Origin of the sequence: Rhodococcus sp. NPDC056960 (assembly GCF_042674125.1) — a bacterium.
In the GTDB taxonomy this organism is placed as follows: Bacteria; Actinomycetota; Actinomycetes; order Mycobacteriales; family Mycobacteriaceae; genus Rhodococcus_F.
On record NZ_JBHURF010000030.1, the window covers coordinates 1 to 21,439 of the forward strand.

Here is a 21,439-nt window from a genome sequence, read left to right on the forward strand (position 1 = left end):
CGGAACGACCGGGGATAGGCACCATCGGCCCGCAGCCAGCAGGGTCGGCCACCGCGATCATCGCGGTTACGGTGCGCCGCCCCGGGGCATCGACCAAGTCGGTGAGAGCAGTCGGATGAAGATTGCGAAACTGGGCGCGCCGAACACCGTCCGGGTGTGTTCAGGCAACGCCGTCCACGCGGTCACCTCCTGCGCGGCGAGCATCACCGTAACGGTTGCGCCCACCCTCTCCAGACCATCTACGCCTCATGCACGTTTTCCTCCTCCCGGTGGGAAGCGTGCTTGAGCGATGCCGATTCCGCACCCGCTGGACGGGGAGCTGTCAGCCCAAACACGAGAATGGAAAGTGCCGCAACCATCAATGCAGCTGCACCAGCTAAGGTCGCCGAGAAGTAGCTGCCGGTCGAATCGCGAATGAAACTGAACAAATAGGGAAACGACACGCCCGCAACGCCACTGAATGCCAATGCGGTAGCATACAACGAGCCGAAATTCCGGCGTCCGTACTCCTTTAGTAGGAAGTATGCACCGAAGTCGGCTTCGGCGCCTCCGCTGACCGCGACCAGCATCACACCGATCGCGGCGACGACTACAGGTACCGCCCCGACGACACCTACCGACAAGGAACCAACTGCCGCCACCATCAAGATCGTGACTGCTACCGTGACCCTCCGTCGGGGAAAAATGTCGAGAAGCGTACCGCTGCCCAGACGACCGACCACCATTCCCACGCTCCACAGCGTGGTGACCGTCGTGGCGGCGGCTAGGCTCACTCCGCCGTCAAGCAGGATCGGCTGCAGGTTCGCGATGAACCCCGACGTTGTGCCTGTGACCGCGACAATACTGAACGAGAAGATCCAGTATCGGGGGGTGCGGAGGATTTGTCTGACGCTCAGGCCGTCGGCGGTATCCTCGCCTGGCGACAAATCAGCAACCGAGAGCGAGTATTCGTCTTGGCGCGGGCGGTCCTGCATTCCAAAGAGCACCGCTGGCAAAGAGATGAGGAGAGCAAATACGGCAAGCACAAAATAGCCTGCCTGCCAGCCGATATTGTAGATAGCGAGAGTAACAACCGGAATGGCGATCAGAGGCATTGCCGCCGAACCAGCACCGACCAAACCGAATGCTTTGCCGGCACCCTTGTCGAACCAAGATGCGACCGCGTGGTTAAAGGGCACGATATACACGAAGGACCCTACGATGCCAATAGCTACTGCCATGCCGTAAAATGTGAACTTGCTGATTGGCAGCGTCGCGAAGAGAAGAAGCAGTACTGCGTACGGGACGAGTCCCGCTACGATCGTCCTTCGAGCCCCCCAGCGGTCCGCTGCTCTACCCGCCAACGGGCCACAGCCCGCGAGCAGTAAGATGACAATCGGCGACACCAGCACTTCACTGGTACTCCAACCGGTTCCCTGCATTGTCGGCTTGACGAACACACTTGCTGTGTATACAAAAAGGACTGCGGCAGAACCGTATCCGATTGCGCTGAAGAGTACTGTGCGGCCACCCTGCTTCCACTCTGTCACCTCGCCGGCGTCAACGGATTCAGATTTTTTGGACAAAGCCATTGTTTTGCTCATCTCTAGAGAACGGCACGGATTTGTTGCTGAGCCATCCGTGATCAATTAGGTGACCGCTGAGCACAAGGCTTGCTCCTTCTTTAGTACAAGTATCAATTACACTGACTCCGCGACTCGAGACCTGGTACGCGATGTGAGGCTTCACCTTGGAACTTCTTTGCTCAGCTCGATTCAAGCGAGCCCTCATTGCCGGCACCGTGTTGTCAGGGACATACGATGAGAGGTTTCGTCTGCAAATAGCCACGCAAAGCCTCGATGCCCTTTCCTCGACCGTATCCACCGCGATTGTGGCCACCGAATGAAGTCTCGATGCGAGATGAGCAACATTCGCTGATATAGACCTGCCCAGCTTCGAGACGTGCAGCAATTCGGTGGTTGCGAGAAAGATTCGAGGTCCAGACTCCTGCTGCAAGGCCGGATTCGGAATATTGGCGACGTTATTGCGTTCACTTCATCAGTGAACTTCAGCACTACAAGGACCGGGCCGAATACTTATTACCGGGCGATACGCATGCATTTGTGACGTTGGTAAAGACTATTGCGACTGGCCTTGTGTGACGAAACCTTCTGAGCTTCAAATGCCTTAGTGCAGAAGTCATGGGAGACTCCGACGAGCCTGCCATGGTCGTCAGTGGACTCCCGCCAGAAAGTCGACTTTACAAGCTCAAAGTCATTGCGATCTATCCCGCGGCAATAGCGGCCATGTTCTTGTAAAGCGCTTGCTTGGCTATCAACGCGGTCACCATTCGGCGCTCCTCAGCATACGCAGCCGATTCGTCCATGGCCGAAACGACTCTCGGAATCACCGGACGAATCGGCCGCGATGCTATCCACCAGCGCATTCATGCCTCCCGCCAGACGAAAACGGCTTGAGCTCGAGCATCCGATTCAAGCTGTGGCCGGCCATCGCATAGTGCTTCACGAGAGACGAAACCCCGGCTTGATCTCGCAGCCCGCCAACCACAAGGCCGTCGAGCTGGTCAACGTCGCTGCGAATGGCGCTGTGGCCGTGCGGGTGCGACCCGCGAAGGACACCCCGCGGTTCGCGGCAACTGATCTGTCACGCCGACGCCGTGTCGCGATTCAAGAGCGATGAGCCAAAGTTTCGTCGGTAACTGATTTCGGCGACGAAGGAGCGGACGTCTTTGCTCCGTCGAAAAGAAATCCCTCGAACCCGCTGCTCCGCGACTTGTTCAGATATTCCACGTAGTTATTTAGGCCACCCAGGTACAACATGAACGGCACCGGCTTCTTACCCGGAACGTTCGCGCCGCGCTGCCAGTTGTCGGCGCTCCCTAAGGCAGTTCCGCGAGCGCTCTCCGCGACGATATTTGCCCATACCTTAGCGTCCTCCGCGGTTGTTTCGACGACCGATGCGTCGCGCTTGCGCGATTCGACGATAAGATCGGTTACGAAGTCGGAACCGGGTTCGGCACACCTGGGCACGTTCCCCCCTGGGATCTGCGGCCCGTTGACGAAAAACATGTTGGGGAATCCGGGTGTTTGGATGCCCAGGTATGTCTGTGGCCCGTCTGCCCACTTGTTGTTGAGTTTCTGTCCGTGGGCCTCGATATCGATGGCCTCGTACTCCCCGGTGACGGCATGGAATCCGGTTGCGAACACGATGACATCGAGGTCGAAATTCTCCTCCGTCGTTTCAATACCCGACTCCGTAATCCGGACGATCGGCGTCTCGGGGGTACACACGAGTTTGACGTGCGGAAGGTTGAATATCTCGTAATAGCCGGAGCCGCTATCGAACGGTGGCCTCTTCGAAATGAAGGGGTGATCCGGAATGAGCTTCTCGGCAAGGATTGGGTCCTTGACCCGTTCCTTGATCTTCTCGGCCAAGAAGTCGCGGAAGGCTTCGTTCTCCTCGCCGGCCGTGAACACCTCGGGATAGTTTGCCAAGACCTTGAGGAATCCGGGCACCTTATACACAGCCTCGAAAAGCTCGCGTCGCTGTTGCGACGTATGAGTGGCAAAATCTCCGGGAGCCGCGAGGTAGGTCTCCAGGAAACCCATGAACGAATTCAGGGTCCGCTCGTGGTACTCGTCGTAGGAATCCTGGATCTGAGCGAACTCGTCATCGCTGATGGGCTGGTTGTGTAGCGGCGTCACCCATTGCGGCGACTTCTGGAATACCACGAGTTCATCGACCTCGCTCGCAATCTCCGTGGCAATCTGAATGCCGGACGCCCCGACCCCCACCACGGCCACGCGCTTACCGGACAGTTCGACCGGCTCCTTGGGCCACCTCGCAGTGTGATGCACCGGTCCGGCGAACTTCTCTACGCCAGGAATCTCGGGTACCAGCGGGCGGGACAAGACGCCGAGCGCCGGCACCACGAACCGCGTTTCCACCTGTTCACCAGTGTTAGTCCGAACGGTCCACACGGCTCGCTCGGGGTCAAACCGCATTGACTCGACTCTGGTATTCAACGTGATGAGATCGTCGAGTCCGAATTCACGTACCGCCTTGTTGAGGTACGCCTCGATTTCTGGTTGTCCTGCGAAGTGCTCGCTCCAGCGCCACTCCCGATAAAGCTTCTCCGACGCGAAGAAGCCATACAGATAGGACTGGGAGTCGAACCGAGCTCCTGGGTAGCGGTTCCACCACCAGGTGCCGCCGATGCCCTCAGCGGCGTCGACCGCGCGGACGTTTAGGCCGGCTTGGTTTAGCTTGTGCAACTGGTAGATTCCAGTGATGCCGCAGCCGATCACCAGAGCATCAAGGACCCTTGAGGCTTCATATGGCGAAGCGGCCTGTTGGGGTGTCGTCGTCATTCGATCGTTCCCTTCTTCTTCATGACCTGATTGTTGGTGGGCGCCTGACCGGCGCGACGCGAGTCACACACGGGTGGGTGTCTGATGTTGCGGGGGTTTAACTCAAGCCACTGCGTGCACCACACCTCGTCGAGGATGATATGACGGGAGGCTCCATCCGCGTGTCAAAGAGCAGTTCTTCGAAGATCGCCCGGTGCTGCTCAATCCTCATATCGGGGCAGCGCCCCCACCCCCGCGACGAGCGTGCGGGCAGACGTCAGGGTTGACGAAAAACCAGATGACGACGTCGTCCTCGGGAAGTAGGTCGCCGAGCCAGCCGACGGCATCGATCCGCCAACGAGCACCGCACCGCCGACACGTATCCCGGCGACCGCGGAGCCGCGATCGGCACAGACCGTGACCACTCCAATGCACTCTCCCCTTCATCGGAAGCCGCGAAACACCCGTCAGGAGTCGCTGGAAAGACACGGTAGAGCCGCGTTGCCGCCCGATCAGCGACTTATGTCACACGAGGCCCGGCCTCCCGGGCAAGGAGGTGCCGGGGCGGGGCGCGGCCTGAGATTCGGCCGCCTGTTTTGAACAGTACAGCTGCGGCGGATTCATGCGGTCATCGCAACATCGAGTAGTTCGTTGAGCCTCTCGGTTGGAGTATGCCAGTCGTGGGTTTTGCGGGGTCGGTCGTTGAGTTCGTCAGCGACGAACTGCAGTGAGGCACCCCCTTGGGGTGGACGCCCCTGATGCTATGCAGGGGCGGGGCCTCCCGCTCCAGGTCCCGATCATGGCGGCGTCGCAGCAGCCCAGCCCCCGCGGGTTTCGGTGAACGCGACGAACTCCCCGGCCAACGTCCCGTAGGTCCGCACGGTCGAGGCCGAGCGCCCAGCCGAGCGCAGGTGCGCCTGGAACCGGGCGACCGTCTGGGCGCCGGCCACGTCCAGCTTGCTCACCGACGGGTTATAGTGGCGCAGCACCGCCCCGTGGACCGCGTAATCCTCCAGCATCTGAGCAACCCTGAACAAATACACATCGGTTCGCTTCAGGTGCCGGCCTGCTCCTTGTCGAAGAAACCACACGCGTCGTCGACCCACGCCATCGCCGCATCCAAGGAGAACTCCTCGACACCACGAGCAGCGAAGTGTTTCTGCATCGGCCGCCAACAGCCCCGGTGCCAAACGAGCGTCGAATCCTTGTAGCCCAAACGCTGTAACTCCGCCTCCAGGCCCGACACCAACGCAGACAAAGTCGCCATAACGAACTGACCTCCGATCATGGAGGCCCGGCACCATACCGGACCGCCTGACCAGAGGATCCGCGGATTATGCGCAGCGATCGACCTCTGACATCGCCGTCACCAGGCCTTGCACGCCAGCGCTGCGCATAACCTGGCACTGTTCATAAGGGTCTGCGATCTCGCCCTTGTTGTCGAACCCGTTCATGCACTATCCTTTCGATTCCTAGTGGGATCGGGAGATCGTGTCGGTCGGGTTCGAGCGGTACTGCGGCGATGCCGGGGCCATTGCGGCCAGTGAGCGGCAGGCGGAGTTCGTCCGTGATGCGATTGGGCGCAGGCCACAGCAGTTCGGGCTGAACCTTCGTGCGGACAAGACTCGGATCGTGTACTCAATCAGGAGGGTCGGGACCGGACCAGGAGTCTCCGGTTACCGAGTTCACCCTCCTCGGGTGCACGTTTCGGCGTCGCCCGGCTCGGTGACGTGACGGGAGACTGAAGGTCGGCTTCCTGCCCACGGTGAGCAAGCAGGCCAAGAAGTCCATGGCCAGGACCATCCGGATCTGGCAGTTGGGTCGCTGGACCGCGCTGAGTTTCCAGGCGATCGCTGCGATGATCCACCCTGCCGTGGCGGGGGATCAACTATTACGGGCGCTTCTGCAAGTCCGAGTTGATCCGGGTTTCTCGAGCAGCGGATCAACCCGTTTCTGGTGAAATAGATAGTGCGGAAGTTCCAAACGGTTTCGTCGTGCCAAGGGCCGCGCCCGCTGGAAAAATGGCCGAGATCGCTTCGGTGTATCCCGGCATGTTCGCGCACTGGAAAGCACGGCGCGTTTGCCTACCGGTTCGATGACGGGAGAGGTGCGACGGGAGACTGTCACGCACGGTTCGGAGAGCGGCGGCGGGTGCGATTCCCGCCGCCAACTCATCTCGTACGAATTACCTCGTGAGCCAACAGAAGCCACTGCCTCCGCGACGGTGAGCCGCTCGGTGACAGGACCGCTCGATATTGACGCCCCTGGCGCTGTGGGGGTCAGGCCAGTGACGTCCTGCGCGGCTCGCTGTCGGGTCCACAGGCCCACGTCGAGGGCATCCAAGGCCATGTTGGTGCGCAGCGATGTGGCACTGAACCGGTAGGGTACCTCCCTAATGCCTGGCGATAAGACTTCTCCTCTATGTCCAACCTGCAGGTACCCTGACTCACTTTCTCCACGATGACGCCTCCACGCTCAGCCGTAGTCGTCGTACTTGACGATCTGACCCTGGTGGATTGTCATGATGGTGCACATCTCGATGGCAAAACTTTCGCCCGCCTCCGCGAATCCGGGCATGTCCACCGCCGCAGTGCCGGACCAGGTGTGCTCAATCATGACCACGTCGTCGACTGCGACTATGCGTCGCCTGTCGCGGAAGTGCTTGTCTGGCAACGTCTTCGATGCACCTTCCTTGCCAGCGAACACGGCGTTCCGACCCACTCGGTGGACACCGCGGTTGTGGTGTGTCACTTCGACGTCCTCGCTCATCAGAGTGCGCATAGTGTCGAGGTCGTCGCTGTTGTAGCAGTCGACGTAGGAGTTTGCGACGGCCAGAAGCTTTTCGGAAGCGTTCATTGTTGCTCCTTTTGAATCGGCACCGACTCAATGCGTGGAACGGTCAGACGATTTGCGGAACAAGCTTCTTGAATTGGCGCTACCTCAGCCCATTTCGTTTCTTTGTTTTGTCCGCCGAATCTGTCTGATCGCGCTGCTTCAATGCCCCGTCGCAGAGGCCCACACGTCGTCCCGTCGCACCAAGCGAAGAACACTGCCATCTCCGTCGCAACCGACGAACACGCTGCCGTCAGGACTGGCTGCCAGGTCGTTGAACGGCATCCACGGACCGGGTGCATTCGGCGGTAGACCGGCCACTACCTTCGGGGTCACTCCAGGGCCGCCACCGATAGGCAGATTGTCGGCAATGACCGTTGATTCCCCCGACTCAAGCGAAAGGTGGTGCAGGCTACGGCTACCACGCGCCACGACATACAGATCAGACCCATTCACCGCAAGGCCGTGCGGGTCCTCTAGGCCGTCGATGACGATCGACACTCCGCGACCGTCGACACGCGAGACGCTGCCTGCATCCCCTTGGACCACGAAGAGCGACCCATCAGCAGCAGCGGCGACCCCCATGGGGCGCGCTAGACCCGAAGCCACGGTTGTTATGACGCCGTCGCGATCAATCCGCACTAGCCTGCCCTCGGAGGATTCAGCGACATAAACCGCTCCGTCAGCCGTGGCCGCCAATCCCACGACGTCACCGAGGTCAGTCGCAAGCGTCCGGTGCTCACCTCGCGGGTCGGTCTTGACGACAGTGCCCGCGGTCGTTGCCAGCAGAAGTGACCCGTCGTCCGCGAGGGCCAGTGATCGGAGAACGCCGGGAAACCCAGCGTCCATAAAGGTCCCCAAGCGCTCCACCGGGCCATTTGCTTGAACCGCTGCGTAGCTCCACGCATCGGCCACATACAGTGTGCCGTCCTCCGACACATCAAGCCCCATCGGGCCTATAAAGCCGGGCTGCACGATGTCTCGGAGCACGCCTTGAGTCGTGATTTGCGTGATCCGGCCATCAATCATGTTCGAAACGAACAGCGACCCATCGGGGCCGAAGGCACAGTTGTCTAGGCCAGGAGCGAGCTTGGCTAATGTTGTCGTCGTTCCGGTTCGCGGATCGATGGTGAGGACCGAACCCGCAGCCTCAGTCGTAACGATGTTCCCATCGGGCGTCGCCTTGACCGCCACCGGCGCGCTGAGCCCGCTCACGACCAGATGCGGGACCCCCCCGTCGAGATCCACACTCCAAATCTCGCCAGCGAGAACCGACGGGAAATACAGCCGACCATCCGCCCCGACGCTCATCCCATTAGGCCACTGAAGACCGTCGGCCACAAGCCGTCGTTCTTGCCCGTCTCGAAAGAGTTCAAAAATGCATCCGTCGGGCCGGAATTGGCCGATGAACAGTCGATCTCCGCTAGTTGCAATACCATTCGCATCCGGCACGTTCGAGTCGATCACTTGGAGCTCACCGAGGCTGTCACGTGCGGACACACGCCCCAACTCCATTTCGGCGATGTACATGGTACCGTCTGCACCGAATGCGATGTCGTCTGGACAGGTAATCGGATCGTCCGTGCGGCATATCGTTCGGACCACGCCGCTCTCTGGCATGACTGCGCTGATCTCGCTGCCGTACGCTTGGGCAACATAGAGTTGGTTGTCAGGCCCGAAGCTTATGCCGTTTGCGCCGATCAGCGCCGCAGGCCCGCCCACGCGCGATAGTGACCATTGAGACGCCGTCCGCACGGATGGGGGGATAACGAAACCATAACGGCCCGATTCGCTGTCAGCCACCGCAGTGCCCCTTGTCGCCGTAGCTTCACTAAGCAAAGAAACCCGACCCATCATAGGATACTCTCCTAGAACTTTGGGTGTCGTCGTCATTCGATCGTTCCCTTCTTGTTCATGACCTGATTGTTGGTGGGCGCCTGGCCGGCGCGACGCGAGTCACACACGGGTGGGTGTCTGATGTTGCGGGGGTTTAACTCAAGCCACTGCGTGCACCACACCTCGTCGAGGATGATATGACGGGAGGCTCCATCCGCGTGTCAAAGAGCAGTTCTTCGAAGATCGCCCGGCGCTGCTCAATCCTCATATCGGGGCCGCGCCCCCACCCCCGCGATGAGCGTGCGGGCGAACGTCAGGGTTGACCAAGAATCCGCCAACGCGCACCGCACCACCGACACGTATCCCGGCGACCGCGGAGCCGCGATCGGCACAGACCGTGACCACTCATGCACTCTCCCCTTCATCGGAAGCCGCGAAACACCCGTCAGGAGTCGCTGGAAAGACACGCTAGAGCCGCGTTGCCGCCCGATCAGCGACTTTTGTCACACGAGCCCCGACTGGGCTGTGTCAAGGAATTTAGACAGTCCTCGGCTTTTCGTTCGTGTCAGGCCGCCCTGGCTAGGTCGTCGGCGGCGGTCTGGTGTGCGTCGGCCCCGGCTCGGGCCGGTGTGCAGTAGCCGAGGCTGGATTTGAAGCGCCTCGGGTTTGATCGAGACATCGATTATTCGGAAGGATCATCCGAATCATTGGAGCACCTAACCTGGGCGCGTAAAGCCCAGTCCGAGGGCTCGGGCATTGGCAAGTGAGCTCCTGATAGGGCAGGGACGTAGACACTCATTGACCTACCAAGAGCTCATTTCTATCTCACTCCTTACACGCGGACGCTCACCGAGTTTTCGATGCACTCCCAATAGAATCCTTTCGCGGCGTGATGAACGAGAGCAACGGCGCGGTTTCCTACGCGGACCGCGAAGTCTCTGCACCTCACGATGCACACTCCAGATTATGAGTCGCATACTGGCCTTCCTACGGCCGAGTCCCGGCCTACTCTAGGGCGCGAATTCTAAAAAATACCGCGCGATATCCGAAAGCTGGTCTAGCGTAGCTGATTCGCTGCGACCGACGGGGCGGTGATCGTTGGACTCAATCATCTTGACACATTCCGAACGCCGGAATCACCCGGTGGTACATGTGTCTTGGGACGACGCTCGCCTATTGCCTCTGGCCGGGAACTCGTCTGCCGACCGAGGCCGAGTGGGAATACGCAGCCCGCCGAGGCCTGGAAGGGCGTCGGTACGCATGGGGAGACGAACTCACCCCACGCGGACAGTGGCGATGCAACATCTGGCAGGGCCGCTTCCCGGTGGAGAACACCGAAGAAGACGGCTAGCTGACGACCGCACCTGTGAAGAGCTACCGCCCCAACGGCTACTACCTGTGGCAGATGGCGGGAAACGTCTGGGAATGGCGCCAGGACTGGTTCGATGCGGACTACTGCGGCCAATCGGAACCGTTCGCTCCTCGAGGACCGGACGTCGGCACCATCGCGTCATCCGCGGTGGCTCCTATCTGTGCCGTTCCTCGTACTGCCACCGCTATCGGGTGTCCGCACGTTCGTCGAATACCCCGGACTCCACAGCCGGCGACATCGGATTCCGTTGTGCGAGTGCTTGATGTGAGGCGCGTCAACCTTCGAAGCAGCTATACCTGCAACTCAATCCGTAAGCCGACCCAACAGCGGACGGACCCGATAATCCACCATTTCGCGCATCACCAGCGCCGTCGTGGTGCGCTTGACGCCCTTGATGTCCAGAATGTCACCGGCCACCCGATACAGATCGTCCGCGCCCTTGGCTGCGACGTGGACGAGCAGATCGGCGACGCCGCTGAGTCCGTGCACCTCGAGTACCTCGGGGATCGCATCCAGCGCGGCCCCCACCCGGCCGAGTTTGCGTTGCGTGACATTGGTGAGCACGTAGGCCTGCAGCGGATAACCGAGAATCGCCGGGTCTATCCGACGTTCGAACGAACGCAGCGCGCCGGCCTCGTCGAGCTTACTCAACCGTGCCTGAACCGTATTGCGGGACAGCCCGGTTCGCTCAGCTATGGCCATTGCCGTGGCACGCGGGTCGTCGGACACGGCAGTCAGGATTCGAGCGTCGATCCGGTCGGCTCGATAGGTGCTTGGCACAATGCCAACCTCACTTTCATCCACACCCGCAACGGCGTGCATATTGCTCATTTCCCAGGTCCAGTATTGCGCAAAGAGATGGCTGCTGGTGGACTGTGTGCACACCCCGCAGATTAGGGAAGAGCCTCCGCAGACACAATCCGGCCGGCCTCCCCCTTCCTCGACCCCGCTCGGCCCGCGTCCGATCCGTCGTCGGCCGAGCCTGGTCCCAGCACCCGATGCAGTAGACCTGCCCGGTTCCGCGTGGTTGTCTTTGAAAGAGAGTTCTCCATGTCCCAGCCTGTCTCCGCCGACTCCATCGGCTCCCATCCGACCGGTAGCCCGGCGGTGTCGGAGGATTTCGCCGCGCTTGAGTCGATCCGGCAGCAGGTGCTGTGGTTGTCGACCTCGATGATCCACCACGCGAACCGAGTCCGGCCGAACCCCACCGGCCTGAAGGTCGGTGGCCACCAAGCCTCCTGCGCCTCGATGGTGTCGATCATGACCTCCCTGTGGTTCGAGCACCTGCAGCCCGGCGATCGAGTGTCCGTCAAACCCCACGCCTCCCCCGTGCTGCACAGCATCAACTATCTGCTCGGTGAACTCGACGAGAAGTACCTGACTACCCTGCGCGAATTCGGCGGGCTGCAGTCCTATCCGAGCCGGTCGAAGGACCCCGACACCGTCGACTACTCCACCGGCTCGGTCGGGATCGGTGCCACCGCACCGATCTGGGGTGCGATGGCCCGCCGCTACATCGGCACCCACCTCGCCGGCACCGGCCGGGGCCGCCAGTACTCCCTGGTCGGCGACGCCGAACTCGACGAAGGCGCCGTCTGGGAAGCCATCCTCGATCCGGGCATTGCCGATCTCGGTGAAGTGGTGTGGATCGTCGATTTGAACCGCCAGTCCCTGGACCGGGTCATCCCCAACATTGCCGCCCGCCGCCTCGAGAAGATGTTCGACGCCGCCGGTTGGCAAGTCATCACCGTCAAATTCGGCACACTCCTCGAAGAACTGTTCACCCGCCCCGGCGGCGGCGCACTGCGCGCCCGCATCCTCGACATGCCGAACCCGGAATACCAGCGGTTGCTACGCTGTACCGCGTCCGAGGTCCGCGACCGGCTGCCAGGCACCGGACCCGACGCCGCTCGCATCACCGAACTGATCGCCACCCTCGACGACTCGACACTGACCGCCGCGGTCCGCAATCTCGGTGGCCATGACCTCGCCGCACTGTCGCAGGCGTATCGGCAGATCGACGACACCCGCCCCACGGTTGTCATCGCCTACACCATCAAGGGCTATGGGCTGCCCACCGAAGGGCACCCGCAGAACCACTCGGCGCTGCTGACCGTCGACGAATACATCCAACTCGCTGACACGCTCGGCATTGACCCGCATCATCCGTGGGGCCGCTTCGCCGACGACACCGCAGCGGGCCGGCTGTGCGCAGCGGCGGCAGCGCGGCTGCACCGCGATCCGGTGCCGACGCCGCCCGAGGTCGCGATCCCCACCGATTTCGGGCGCACCCCCAAGGGCACCGCCACCACCCAGGCCGCCCTGGGTAGGGTGCTGCTGGATCTGACCCGCGAATCCCCCGACGCCGCCACCCGCGTAGTCACAGTCAGCCCCGATGTCAGCTCCACCACCAACCTCGGCGGCTGGGTCAACAAGGTCGGGGTGTGGTCCGCGGCCGAGCGGCAGAACTGGTTCGCCGACGATCCCGAAACGATCATGCACTGGAACGAACGCCCCACCGGCCAGCACATGGAACTGGGTATCGCCGAAACCAACCTCGTCGGGCTGATCGGGGAACTCGGCGCCACCTGGAGCCGCTGGGGACAGCCGCTGCTGCCCATCGGGGTGCTCTACGACCCGTTCGTCGAACGGGCGCTGGAGCCGTGGTCCTACGGCATCTACGCCGGCGGCCAGTCCATCCTCGTCGGCACCCCCTCCGGGGTGACCCTCGCCGCCGAAGGTGGCGCGCATCAGTCCATCAAGACTCCCTCGATCGGACTCGAACAACCCGGCTGCATCAGCTACGAACCGGCCTTCGCGATCGACGTCGAATGGTCCCTGCTGGCCTCCCTGTCCCGGCTCGGCCGCCCCGACGGCAGCTCCGCCTACCTGCGGCTGTCCACCCGACCGGTGGACCAGTCCCTCTCCGCGGTGCCGGCAGACCGGGCCGCGCGCGAGCGGCGACGCCGCCAGGTCGTCGCCGGCGGGTATCCCATCCGGCGCCGCGACAACCCGCAGATCACCATCGTCGCAATGGGCGCGATGATCACCGAAGCGCTCGCTGCCGCCGATCGGCTCGACGACGCCGGAACCCCGGCCGACGTGCTGTGCATCACCAGCCCCGGCCTACTGTTCGAGGCCTGGCAGGCCCGCCAAGGCCGGACCACCGGGGACAGCTGGATTCTCGATCAGCTCTTCCCCGCCGATCGGGCGACGCCCATGGTCACCGTCCTCGACGGCCACCCGCACACCCTGGCCTTCCTCGCCGGCATCAGCCGGGTGCGCAGCACCCACCTCGGTGTCGGCCGGTTCGGGCAGGTCGGCAGCCTCGACGAGGTCTACCGCTATCACGGCATCGACACCGACAGCATCGTCACCGCCGCCCTCGACATCCTTCCCTGACACGCCGATCCGGCGCGCTGCACCAGGAGCACGCACCCTCATGAGCACCGAACAACTCACCGGCACCGTCGTGCCCATGCCGGCCCTCGGCGAGTCCGTCACCGAAGGCACCGTCACCCGCTGGCTCAAACAACCCGGCGACCACATCACCGCCGAAGAACCCCTGCTCGAGGTCGCCACTGACAAGGTCGACACCGAGATACCCTCCCCCGTCACCGGTGTGCTGCAACAGATCCTGGCCGAGGAAAACGATGCAGTCGCCGTCGGCGCCGACCTTGCCGTCATTACCGAATCCGACTCGGCGCCAACCGCAGTGGACACCGCTACTGCTCCTGCCGTACAATCGCCGGACGAGGCCGAGGTGGCACCCCCTGCACCGACGCCCTCGACACCCCAGACCCCGAAGGCGACGCCGCCCCCGCAGGACGACGTCGTGGTGGAAGAACTACCCCGGATCCGGCGCACAATCGCCCGGCGGATGGTCGAATCTCTACAGATCTCGGCGCAATTGACGTCGGTGGTGGAAGTCGACGTCACCGCGATCGCACGACTGCGTGCCGCGCACAAGGACGCGTTCCATCAACGGACCGGTATCAAACTCTCGTTCCTGCCGTTCTTCGCCAAGGCCGCCATCGCAGCGCTCGCCGAGCACCGCATGCTCAACGCCTCCCTCGACCCGGAGGCCACCGAAGTGACCTACCACCGGCACTGCCACCTCGGCATGGCCGTCGACAGCGACCGCGGGCTAATGGTGCCGGTCATCCGCGATGCTCATCTGATGAGCATCGAAGCCCACGCCAGGGCGATTGCCGACAAGGCCGAACGGGTCCGCACCGGCACCGTCTCCCCGGACGAGTTGTCCGGCGGCACGTTCACCCTCACCAATACCGGCAGCCGTGGTGCGTTGTTCGACACCCCGATCATCAACCAGCCACAGACCGGCATCCTCGCTACCGGCGCGGTCGTCGAACGTCTCGTCCCCACTCGCGACGACGGCGGCTTGCGTATCGACGTACGGTCGATGGCCTATCTGTCTCTCAGCTATGACCATCGAATCGTCGACGGCGCCGACGCCGCCCGCTTCCTCACCGCCGTCAAGAACACCCTCGAACACGGCTTCACCGCAGCCGATCTGCTGTGACATTCGCTTGCCCCTGCCGAGAGGAGAAACGATGACCCCCGACGACCAGGCCATGCTCGACTTCCTGCTTCGATGGTCCCCGTTCGACGCCGGCGACGAATACATCCTCCCCGAGTTCGGCCTGACCCCCGAAGCCTTCTACCGTCGCGTCCTCACCCTTGTCACCGACCCGACCGACGAGATGGACGCCGGGACACGTGCGCGGCTCCGAGACATCTGCAAATCCAAGCTGCTGCGTTCGACGCGACGCACACATGTCGACACCACGAGCACGACGCACCGCACCGACCGTCACCCTCTTCGGAAAACTGCAAAGAACATCTCGTGAACCCACCCATCCACCTGTCCGGTCGAGTTCGAGCGGCGATCGGCTACGCCGGCCACCGCCGCATAGGAACTGGTGTCCACGCCTCGGGGGGAACGCCCGTACTACTCTATTGGCCGTCAGTGGGCACTTCCGTGTCCGTCTGCGGGCAGCTTGCGGATCTGTCGCACTTTGTGTGAAGCGGTCGGCGTGTCGCGGGATCGGTCTTGGCCGTACAGCGCGCGATCGTCCACTCGGGCCATTCGGTCGACCACGCCGGCCGCCCCAACGAATCGAGCATCGCGGCGGTCGGAAGGGTGTGGATGGCGCCGATACTGACCGTGACGGTGCACGATCATCGTCAGCGGAGACCGACCCTGCCGATGCTGCCCGGTGACCTGATCTTCACCGGCACTCCGTCCGGTTTCGGTGTGGTCCGCAAGCCTTCGGTGTTCCTGCGCGACGGCGATATCCTTGAGACCTGGGTCGAAGACATCCGCGCACGATCACCTCCACCTGCCGCACCGGAACCCCGTACCCGGACAGTCACTGATAGGTGTAAAGGCCCCGCCAGGAGGACGTGCCGAAATGCCGTCGGGAAACAACCCCGACGGCATCACTGCGCTGTGTGGCCGAGTTCGTTGCGCGGTAACTCACGAACATGGGTGAGCGGGCCCCTGGCGCGGTTTCACCGGAACTTGTGAAGGAGCTCCTCAACTTGGAATGCGCGTATGTTACTTGAGGAGGAAACCTGCATCGGCCGGCAGGGAAATTCCTGTGACGTAACGCGATTCGTCGGAGGCGAGGTAGAACACAGCGTTGCTGATGTCGACTGGATCGACCCACGGGATCGGCAGAACGTTTGCTGCGCGGTGGTTGGAATAACTAGGCCAATGTCCTCAATGTACGGTCATCGACGGACGCGACCCCGACAGACGACAGTTGACGACCGTCTCCGACAGCAGTCCGGAGATGCAGCTGTCTTAGATGGACCGGGACCGTAGGCAGAGCGAACTGGGGAACCGAATCTCGACACGATTCACTTCTGCGCTTCTGGGACTACAATCGGTAGTTGATAGTGAATCTGTGAGTCGCGCCGCGACAATCGCCAAACACCGTTTCGGCGTTCGAACTTGTCGTAGTACGTTGCTGCGATTGAGAGTCGTGAGTCACTAGAATCTGTAGCAACCGTTAGCACATCGGACGTGGCTTCTGCATGATCGTCGTCCGAGAACATCAATGAGATATTCGTTGTCCAATGGTGTGACTCCGGAAGTAATTCGATCCACACCAAATCTCGGATGAAATGTTGGATCTCCTCGATGCCTTTGTGTGCGCCCAAACCCTCTCCCATACCGAGGACACCATCGGGGTGCCAAACAGAGGAAAATAGATCAAGATCATGCTTATCAATTCCATGGCAGTAGTCGGCCATGAGCTTGACGATAGTGGCGTTACTTTCAAGCCGGTCGATTCGCTTAGTGAGCGCATCGATGGCCTTTGGACTTTCGTTCGAGTCGTACATTCATCTCTCCCTATTTTACTGGCGTGTTAGCTATGGCACCGCACTACCGGACTAGAACAGCGGGTTACACCTGCACCGAACTTGCACGTTCGCTGCAACCATCTCGCAGGGCCGCCGTACCGCTAGCACTAAACTCTGATGGCACAGAATGTGGTGCCCCGTGGACACTTCCGATTTTTGCATCGACGACGTTCCTGGCGTGCAAAAGGACCAACGGCGTCTCCGAGCAACAATCGCGTCCGGTCGTTGCCGGAGTTGTCTTGACCATCGTCGAAACGAATATGTCATCGAGAACAGATTCATGCCGTGTCAGGCCCGTCCTGCTCCCGTCCATCCCTTCCACCCGTTCGAAACGAACTTACTTTAATTGCCGATGCCAACCCGCTGCGAATTCCCACAGCTGGACGGCTAGGACTTTCGTCGGCTCCGTGCAACAGAGCGTTTAGCGCGCCAGCCCGTTCAGCTTCGAGATCCACACTGCAAAGAGCCAAATTACGGTCCGAACGTTCGTTGTCTGAACGATCCGGTCTTGCTGTCGTCCCAACGGTCCCAGTGGATGACGTCATCCACTGGTCTCCGGCGCACAGGTCCAAAGGCGCGGCCCGGCCAACCGACTGGAATCACGGTGCCCACACGAAGCTCGGCAGGAAGTTTGAGCTCCTCTCTGAACGAGTCCGGCGCGAAGTGGTGGTAGGTCGTAAATGCTGCCCCTAGACCTAGTGCTCGGGCCGCAAGCAATATGTTCTGGGACGCTGGAAATACACATGCCCAGGCGTAGAGTTCGTCAGGATCTTCCGGCGGAAAGCTCAACTCGGCACCAACCACGATCATCGCGGGCACTTCACCTACTGTCTCTGCGAGATGGGCACCACTTTTTGAAACGGGTTGATCTGACGGGTTCGACCGCGCGTACTCGGCGATACCGGCCGCGACCGCCGCGCCGAGCCGGCTAATTACCTCGGGGTCCGTGACAACCACGAAGTGCCACGGCTGGCTGTTGACGGGGCTCGGAGCACGTGTTCCAGCCCACACCAGCGTCCGTAACATCTCAATCGGAACGGGATCCGGCTTCAGGTAGCGCATCGAACGCGCACTTCCGATAACTTCAAGAGCCCCGAAGGAAGCTGCTGTTGTAGGGTCTTGCGACATCTTGTTCTCCTTTATGAGAGGTAACGCGTACTGCTTGAAAGTTTGCACTGGAGTTGTACTATCCTGTTCGTGCGCAGCCCTGATCTCACCGATACGCAAACGTTGCCGATACGAGGGTAATCACCGACAAAACCGATGAATCAGACCAGCGCCGCGATCCGCAGGGCAACCTGCCTCAGTGTTGGCTACTTCACGCGTCCAGTCGGACAAGCAAAGCCATTACCGTTGACTTCTAGCTCACCTCTCCATTCGAACGGCGAGATTATTGGAAATGCGAGTTGTTCGTGTTGCACCGAGAGTGCATTGCCGTCCATGGCCCTCTAGCCGCATGACGTAGACTTCTTAAAGTGTGCGGCGTGTTACTTAAGAATGAAACCAGCATCAACTGGCAGAGATACGCCTGTAACATAACGCGATTCGTCGGAGGCAAGGTAGAGTACAGCGTTGCTAATGTCAGCTGGATCCACCCACGGGACAGGTAGAATGTTTGCTGCGCGATAGTTGGAATCCGGCAGCTCGGCGTCACCTCGGGTGGGGTGATCAAGGTGCGGCATAAAAAGCTTCAAGAATGTATCGTTCTGGATCATGGGGGTATCGACAGTGCCCGGAAGCAAGGAATTCACTCTGATCGAATGTGGGCCAAGTTCGAGTGCGAGAGTCTTCATCAAACCCAGAACCCCCTGTTTCGCAGCGACGTAGTGTCCCAGATTCTGCGCACCGGTAGCTGCCCCCGCAGAACTTGTCAGAATGATCGAGCCCCCGCGACCACCAACAATGAGATGGGGAGCCGCGGCCTTCACCGTATAAAATACGCCAGTCAAGTTGATATCGATAACGTCCTGCCACGTCTGTGCAGTCATATCGAGTATAGGCGCAATTGAGACAATGCCTGCGTTGGCGCAAACAATATCGAGACGCCCCAGCTCTGCGACACCTTCCGCAATCGCGCTCTCGAGGGCATAGAGATCACGAACATCGGTCGCGATCGACACTATCCTTCGGTCCAGCTTCTCAACGAGTGCGGCTGTCTCTTGCAGTTCTTGCTCGGTACCTAACGTGTGATCAGCACTCGCGACATGATCACATATGTCTAGGGCGATTATGTCCGCGCCCTCTTCCGCAAGTCGAATAGCGTGGCTTCGGCCTTGCCCCCGCGCAGCTCCGGTGATTAGTGCGACCTTACCTTCAACGCGTCCCATGACAATTCCTTCTTCGATTATGTGTCTGTGTTGCCAGAACACACTGGACTAACTGAGTTGCCCCGAGCAGGACTCGCCATGAGCGAGTCGAGTTGTGTCTCCTGCGAAGGCCGCCGCTGAGGGCGAGCGACGGCCTCCAACTCCGCGGTGATTCGTTGTGGACTTTGCGTTCTTCTGAGCGATGCGAGCGTCGCAGTGACCGTTCGTACAACTCGTTCCGCCCTCGACCAGGGTCGACTTTATTCTCGATCAAACGCTCGTGTATCTAGCGGAATCCTCTACCTCGAGCTTATTCGCGCCTCAGGACAGTGCTAACTGGAGGTCTGCTCGAAGGCCAGAAACACGCTATCAATTCTTCTCTCAAACGAGTAACATACGATGCTCCTAGGAGTGAAACATTGGGTTGGTCGGACGTGACTTGAAGAGCACGGACCACAAACCATTCTTCGAAGTCTCCTAGATTCTGGGATCATGAACTGAAAAGTCACACCTTAATGAAGATTGCTACACCGAGGTAGGCGACGTCGTTGCGCTGTCGAAGAGGAATCCCTCAAAGCCGCCCTTGCGTGACTTGTTCAGGTAGTCGACGTAGTTACTCAGGCCGCCCATATACAGCATGAATGGCACCGGATCTTTACCCGGGACATTTGCTCCGCGCTGCCAGTTGTCGGCTTCTCCGAGCGCAGTTCCATCCGCACCCGCAGCAACGATAGCTCCCCATACCTCAGTGTCTTTCGTGGTAGTTTCCACGATCGATGCCTCGCGCTTGAAGGATTCAACGATAAGATCTGTAATGAAGTCGGAACCAGGTTCGGCACACCGAGGCACGTTCCCACCTGAGATTTGCGGCCCGTTGACGAAAAACAGGTTTGGGAACCCGGGTGTCTGGATTCCCATGTTCGTTTGCGGGCCACCTGCCCATTTGTCGTTGAGTCTTTGTCCGTATGCCTCAATATCGATCGCCTCATACTCTCCTGTAATAGCACGGAACCCGGTTGCGAAGACTATGACATCAACATCGAAAATGTCTTCCGTAGTCTCAATGCCTGACTCTGTGATCCGAACAATTGGCGTCTCGGGTGTACACACGAGTTTGACGTGCGGGAGGTTGAAGATCTCGTAATAGCCGAAGCCACTGTCGAACGGCGGCCTCTTCGAAAGAAAGGGCTCGTCCGGAATTAGCTTTTCAGCAACGGCCTGATCCCTGACGCGTTCTCTAATCTTTTCCGCCAAGAAGGCACAGAAAGCTTCGTTCTCTTCGCCGGCCGCAAACACCTCAGGATAGTTGGCCAACACTTTAAGGAATCCGGGAACGTTGTACACAACCTCGAATAGTTCGCGTCGCTGTTGCGGTGTGTGGTTAGCGAAATCGCCAGGCTGCGCTAGGTATGTCTCTACGAATCCCATAAACGATCTATTCAAGGTCTGTTCATGATACTCGTTGTAAGAATTCTGGATGTCAGCAAATTCATCATCGCTGATTTCGGCGTTATGCAATGGCGTAACCCATTGCGGTGACCTCTGGAATACCACGAGTTCACCGACTTCCTCCGCGATTTCCGTGGCAATTTGAACGCCAGAAGCGCCGACCCCTACCACAGCCACACGCTTGCCTGAGAGGTCGATCGGTTCCTTGGGCCACCTCGCTGTGTGATAGGCATGTCCGGCGAATGTCTCTGTTCCGGGGATTTCAGGTACCAATGGGCGGGACAAAACGCCGAGGGCTGACACCACGAAGCGTGTTTCCAGATGCTCGCCGGTGTTTGTCCGAACAGTCCACACAGCTCGCTCAGAATCGAAGTACATTGACTCGACTCTTGTGTTCAACGTGATGAGGTCGTTAAGTCCAAACTCGTGCACTGCCTTGTTGAGATACCTTTCGATTTCAGGCTGCCCTGCGTAATGCTCGCTCCAGCGCCAGTCCCGATACAGCTTCTCCGAAGCGAAGAAGCCATACAGATAAGAAGGAGAGTCGAACCGAGCGCCGGGGTAGCGGTTCCACCACCAGGTACCACCAATACCTTCAGCGGCGTCGATCGCTCGGACGTCGATGCCGGCCTGGTTCAGCTTGTGTAGCTGATAGATGCCGGTGATGCCGCAGCCGATCACCAGGGCATCGAGGACCTTTGATGCTCGTTGTGGCGAAGGAGCCTGTTGGGGTGTCGTCGTCATTCAATGTATCCCTTCTTCATGACCTTATTGCCGATTGGCAGAACCGACGCAGATGTCGCGAGCACTACGTCTTGCGCCGCGGGGTTCGACTCGGAGACCGCGAGCACTCGTCAGGATTCGCTTAGGAGAACACGCTATGGCCTGTGTCTGTCCAGATC

The 21,439-nt window shown here is 60.4% G+C and carries 15 protein-coding genes and 3 pseudogenes; 5 read left to right on the forward strand and 13 right to left on the reverse strand.

Annotation, left to right across the window (positions count from 1 at the left end):
• Positions 1-239 precede the first annotated feature (239 nt).
• The 7 genes and pseudogenes from ACFTWF_RS35875 to ACFTWF_RS35905 form a co-directional block, all read right to left on the reverse strand.
• Positions 240-1,571 carry an MFS transporter gene (locus tag ACFTWF_RS35875; protein ID WP_378465832.1) on the reverse strand — a complete coding sequence of 444 codons (1,332 nt, stop codon included), beginning with the start codon at positions 1,569-1,571 and terminating at the stop codon, positions 240-242.
• Between the two features lie 215 nt (positions 1,572-1,786).
• Positions 1,787-1,996, reverse strand: a pseudogene (locus tag ACFTWF_RS35880) (aldehyde dehydrogenase family protein); the annotation flags it as partial.
• A 670-nt stretch (positions 1,997-2,666) separates the two neighbouring features.
• A complete protein-coding gene (locus ACFTWF_RS35885) occupies positions 2,667-4,370 on the reverse strand; it encodes a flavin-containing monooxygenase (RefSeq protein ID WP_378465833.1) in 1,704 nt (567 codons plus the stop codon).
• A 776-nt stretch (positions 4,371-5,146) separates the two neighbouring features.
• Positions 5,147-5,392, reverse strand: a complete 246-nt coding sequence (locus ACFTWF_RS35890) for a hypothetical protein (RefSeq protein WP_378465834.1) — start codon at positions 5,390-5,392, stop codon at positions 5,147-5,149.
• A gap of 11 nt (positions 5,393-5,403) precedes the next feature.
• Positions 5,404-5,637 (reverse strand): hypothetical protein, encoded by a 234-nt coding sequence (locus ACFTWF_RS35895; protein ID WP_378465835.1) that lies wholly within the window; start codon positions 5,635-5,637, stop codon positions 5,404-5,406.
• A 1,187-nt stretch (positions 5,638-6,824) separates the two neighbouring features.
• Entirely contained in the window at positions 6,825-7,205 is a 381-nt protein-coding gene (locus ACFTWF_RS35900; RefSeq protein ID WP_378465836.1) for a nuclear transport factor 2 family protein, read from the reverse strand.
• Between the two features lie 138 nt (positions 7,206-7,343).
• Entirely contained in the window at positions 7,344-8,984 is a 1,641-nt protein-coding gene (locus ACFTWF_RS35905) for a gluconolaconase (RefSeq protein ID WP_378465837.1), read from the reverse strand.
• A 1,164-nt stretch (positions 8,985-10,148) separates the two neighbouring features.
• Here ACFTWF_RS35905 and ACFTWF_RS35910 point away from each other — a divergent pair.
• Positions 10,149-10,652: pseudogene (locus tag ACFTWF_RS35910) on the forward strand (SUMF1/EgtB/PvdO family nonheme iron enzyme); the annotation flags it as partial.
• A 40-nt stretch (positions 10,653-10,692) separates the two neighbouring features.
• On the opposite strand, the gene ACFTWF_RS35915 reads toward ACFTWF_RS35910, so the two are convergent.
• The gene (locus ACFTWF_RS35915; protein ID WP_378465927.1) at positions 10,693-11,169 is read right to left on the reverse strand and encodes an Lrp/AsnC family transcriptional regulator; all 477 of its coding nucleotides are present in this window, start codon (positions 11,167-11,169) and stop codon (positions 10,693-10,695) included.
• Between the two features lie 270 nt (positions 11,170-11,439).
• Here ACFTWF_RS35915 and ACFTWF_RS35920 point away from each other — a divergent pair, with 270 nt between their 5' ends.
• From ACFTWF_RS35920 to ACFTWF_RS35935, 4 genes are all read left to right on the forward strand, one after another.
• A complete protein-coding gene (locus ACFTWF_RS35920; protein WP_378465838.1) occupies positions 11,440-13,791 on the forward strand; it encodes a pyruvate dehydrogenase in 2,352 nt (783 codons plus the stop codon).
• Between the two features lie 40 nt (positions 13,792-13,831).
• Positions 13,832-14,932 (forward strand): 2-oxo acid dehydrogenase subunit E2, encoded by a 1,101-nt coding sequence (locus ACFTWF_RS35925; RefSeq protein ID WP_378465839.1) that lies wholly within the window; start codon positions 13,832-13,834, stop codon positions 14,930-14,932.
• A 31-nt stretch (positions 14,933-14,963) separates the two neighbouring features.
• Entirely contained in the window at positions 14,964-15,260 is a 297-nt protein-coding gene (locus ACFTWF_RS35930; protein WP_378465840.1) for a DUF3263 domain-containing protein, read from the forward strand.
• Positions 15,261-15,619: 359 nt separating this feature from the next.
• Positions 15,620-15,940, forward strand: coding sequence for a fumarylacetoacetate hydrolase family protein (locus ACFTWF_RS35935; protein WP_378465928.1), 321 nt, complete (start codon positions 15,620-15,622; stop codon positions 15,938-15,940).
• A gap of 30 nt (positions 15,941-15,970) precedes the next feature.
• Here the strand turns inward: ACFTWF_RS35935 and ACFTWF_RS35940 are convergent.
• The 5 genes and pseudogenes from ACFTWF_RS35940 to ACFTWF_RS35960 all read right to left on the reverse strand — a co-directional run.
• Positions 15,971-16,099 (reverse strand): annotated as a pseudogene (locus ACFTWF_RS35940) (SDR family oxidoreductase); the annotation flags it as partial.
• Positions 16,100-16,275: 176 nt separating this feature from the next.
• Complete coding sequence (locus ACFTWF_RS35945; protein WP_378465841.1) at positions 16,276-16,761, reverse strand: nuclear transport factor 2 family protein; 486 nt, start codon at positions 16,759-16,761, stop codon at positions 16,276-16,278.
• Between the two features lie 492 nt (positions 16,762-17,253).
• Entirely contained in the window at positions 17,254-17,910 is a 657-nt protein-coding gene (locus ACFTWF_RS35950) for a nitroreductase family protein (RefSeq protein WP_378465842.1), read from the reverse strand.
• Between the two features lie 359 nt (positions 17,911-18,269).
• A complete protein-coding gene (locus ACFTWF_RS35955) occupies positions 18,270-19,109 on the reverse strand; it encodes a mycofactocin-coupled SDR family oxidoreductase (RefSeq protein ID WP_378465843.1) in 840 nt (279 codons plus the stop codon).
• A 504-nt stretch (positions 19,110-19,613) separates the two neighbouring features.
• Positions 19,614-21,281 (reverse strand): flavin-containing monooxygenase, encoded by a 1,668-nt coding sequence (locus ACFTWF_RS35960; protein ID WP_378465844.1) that lies wholly within the window; start codon positions 21,279-21,281, stop codon positions 19,614-19,616.
• Positions 21,282-21,439 lie beyond the last annotated feature (158 nt).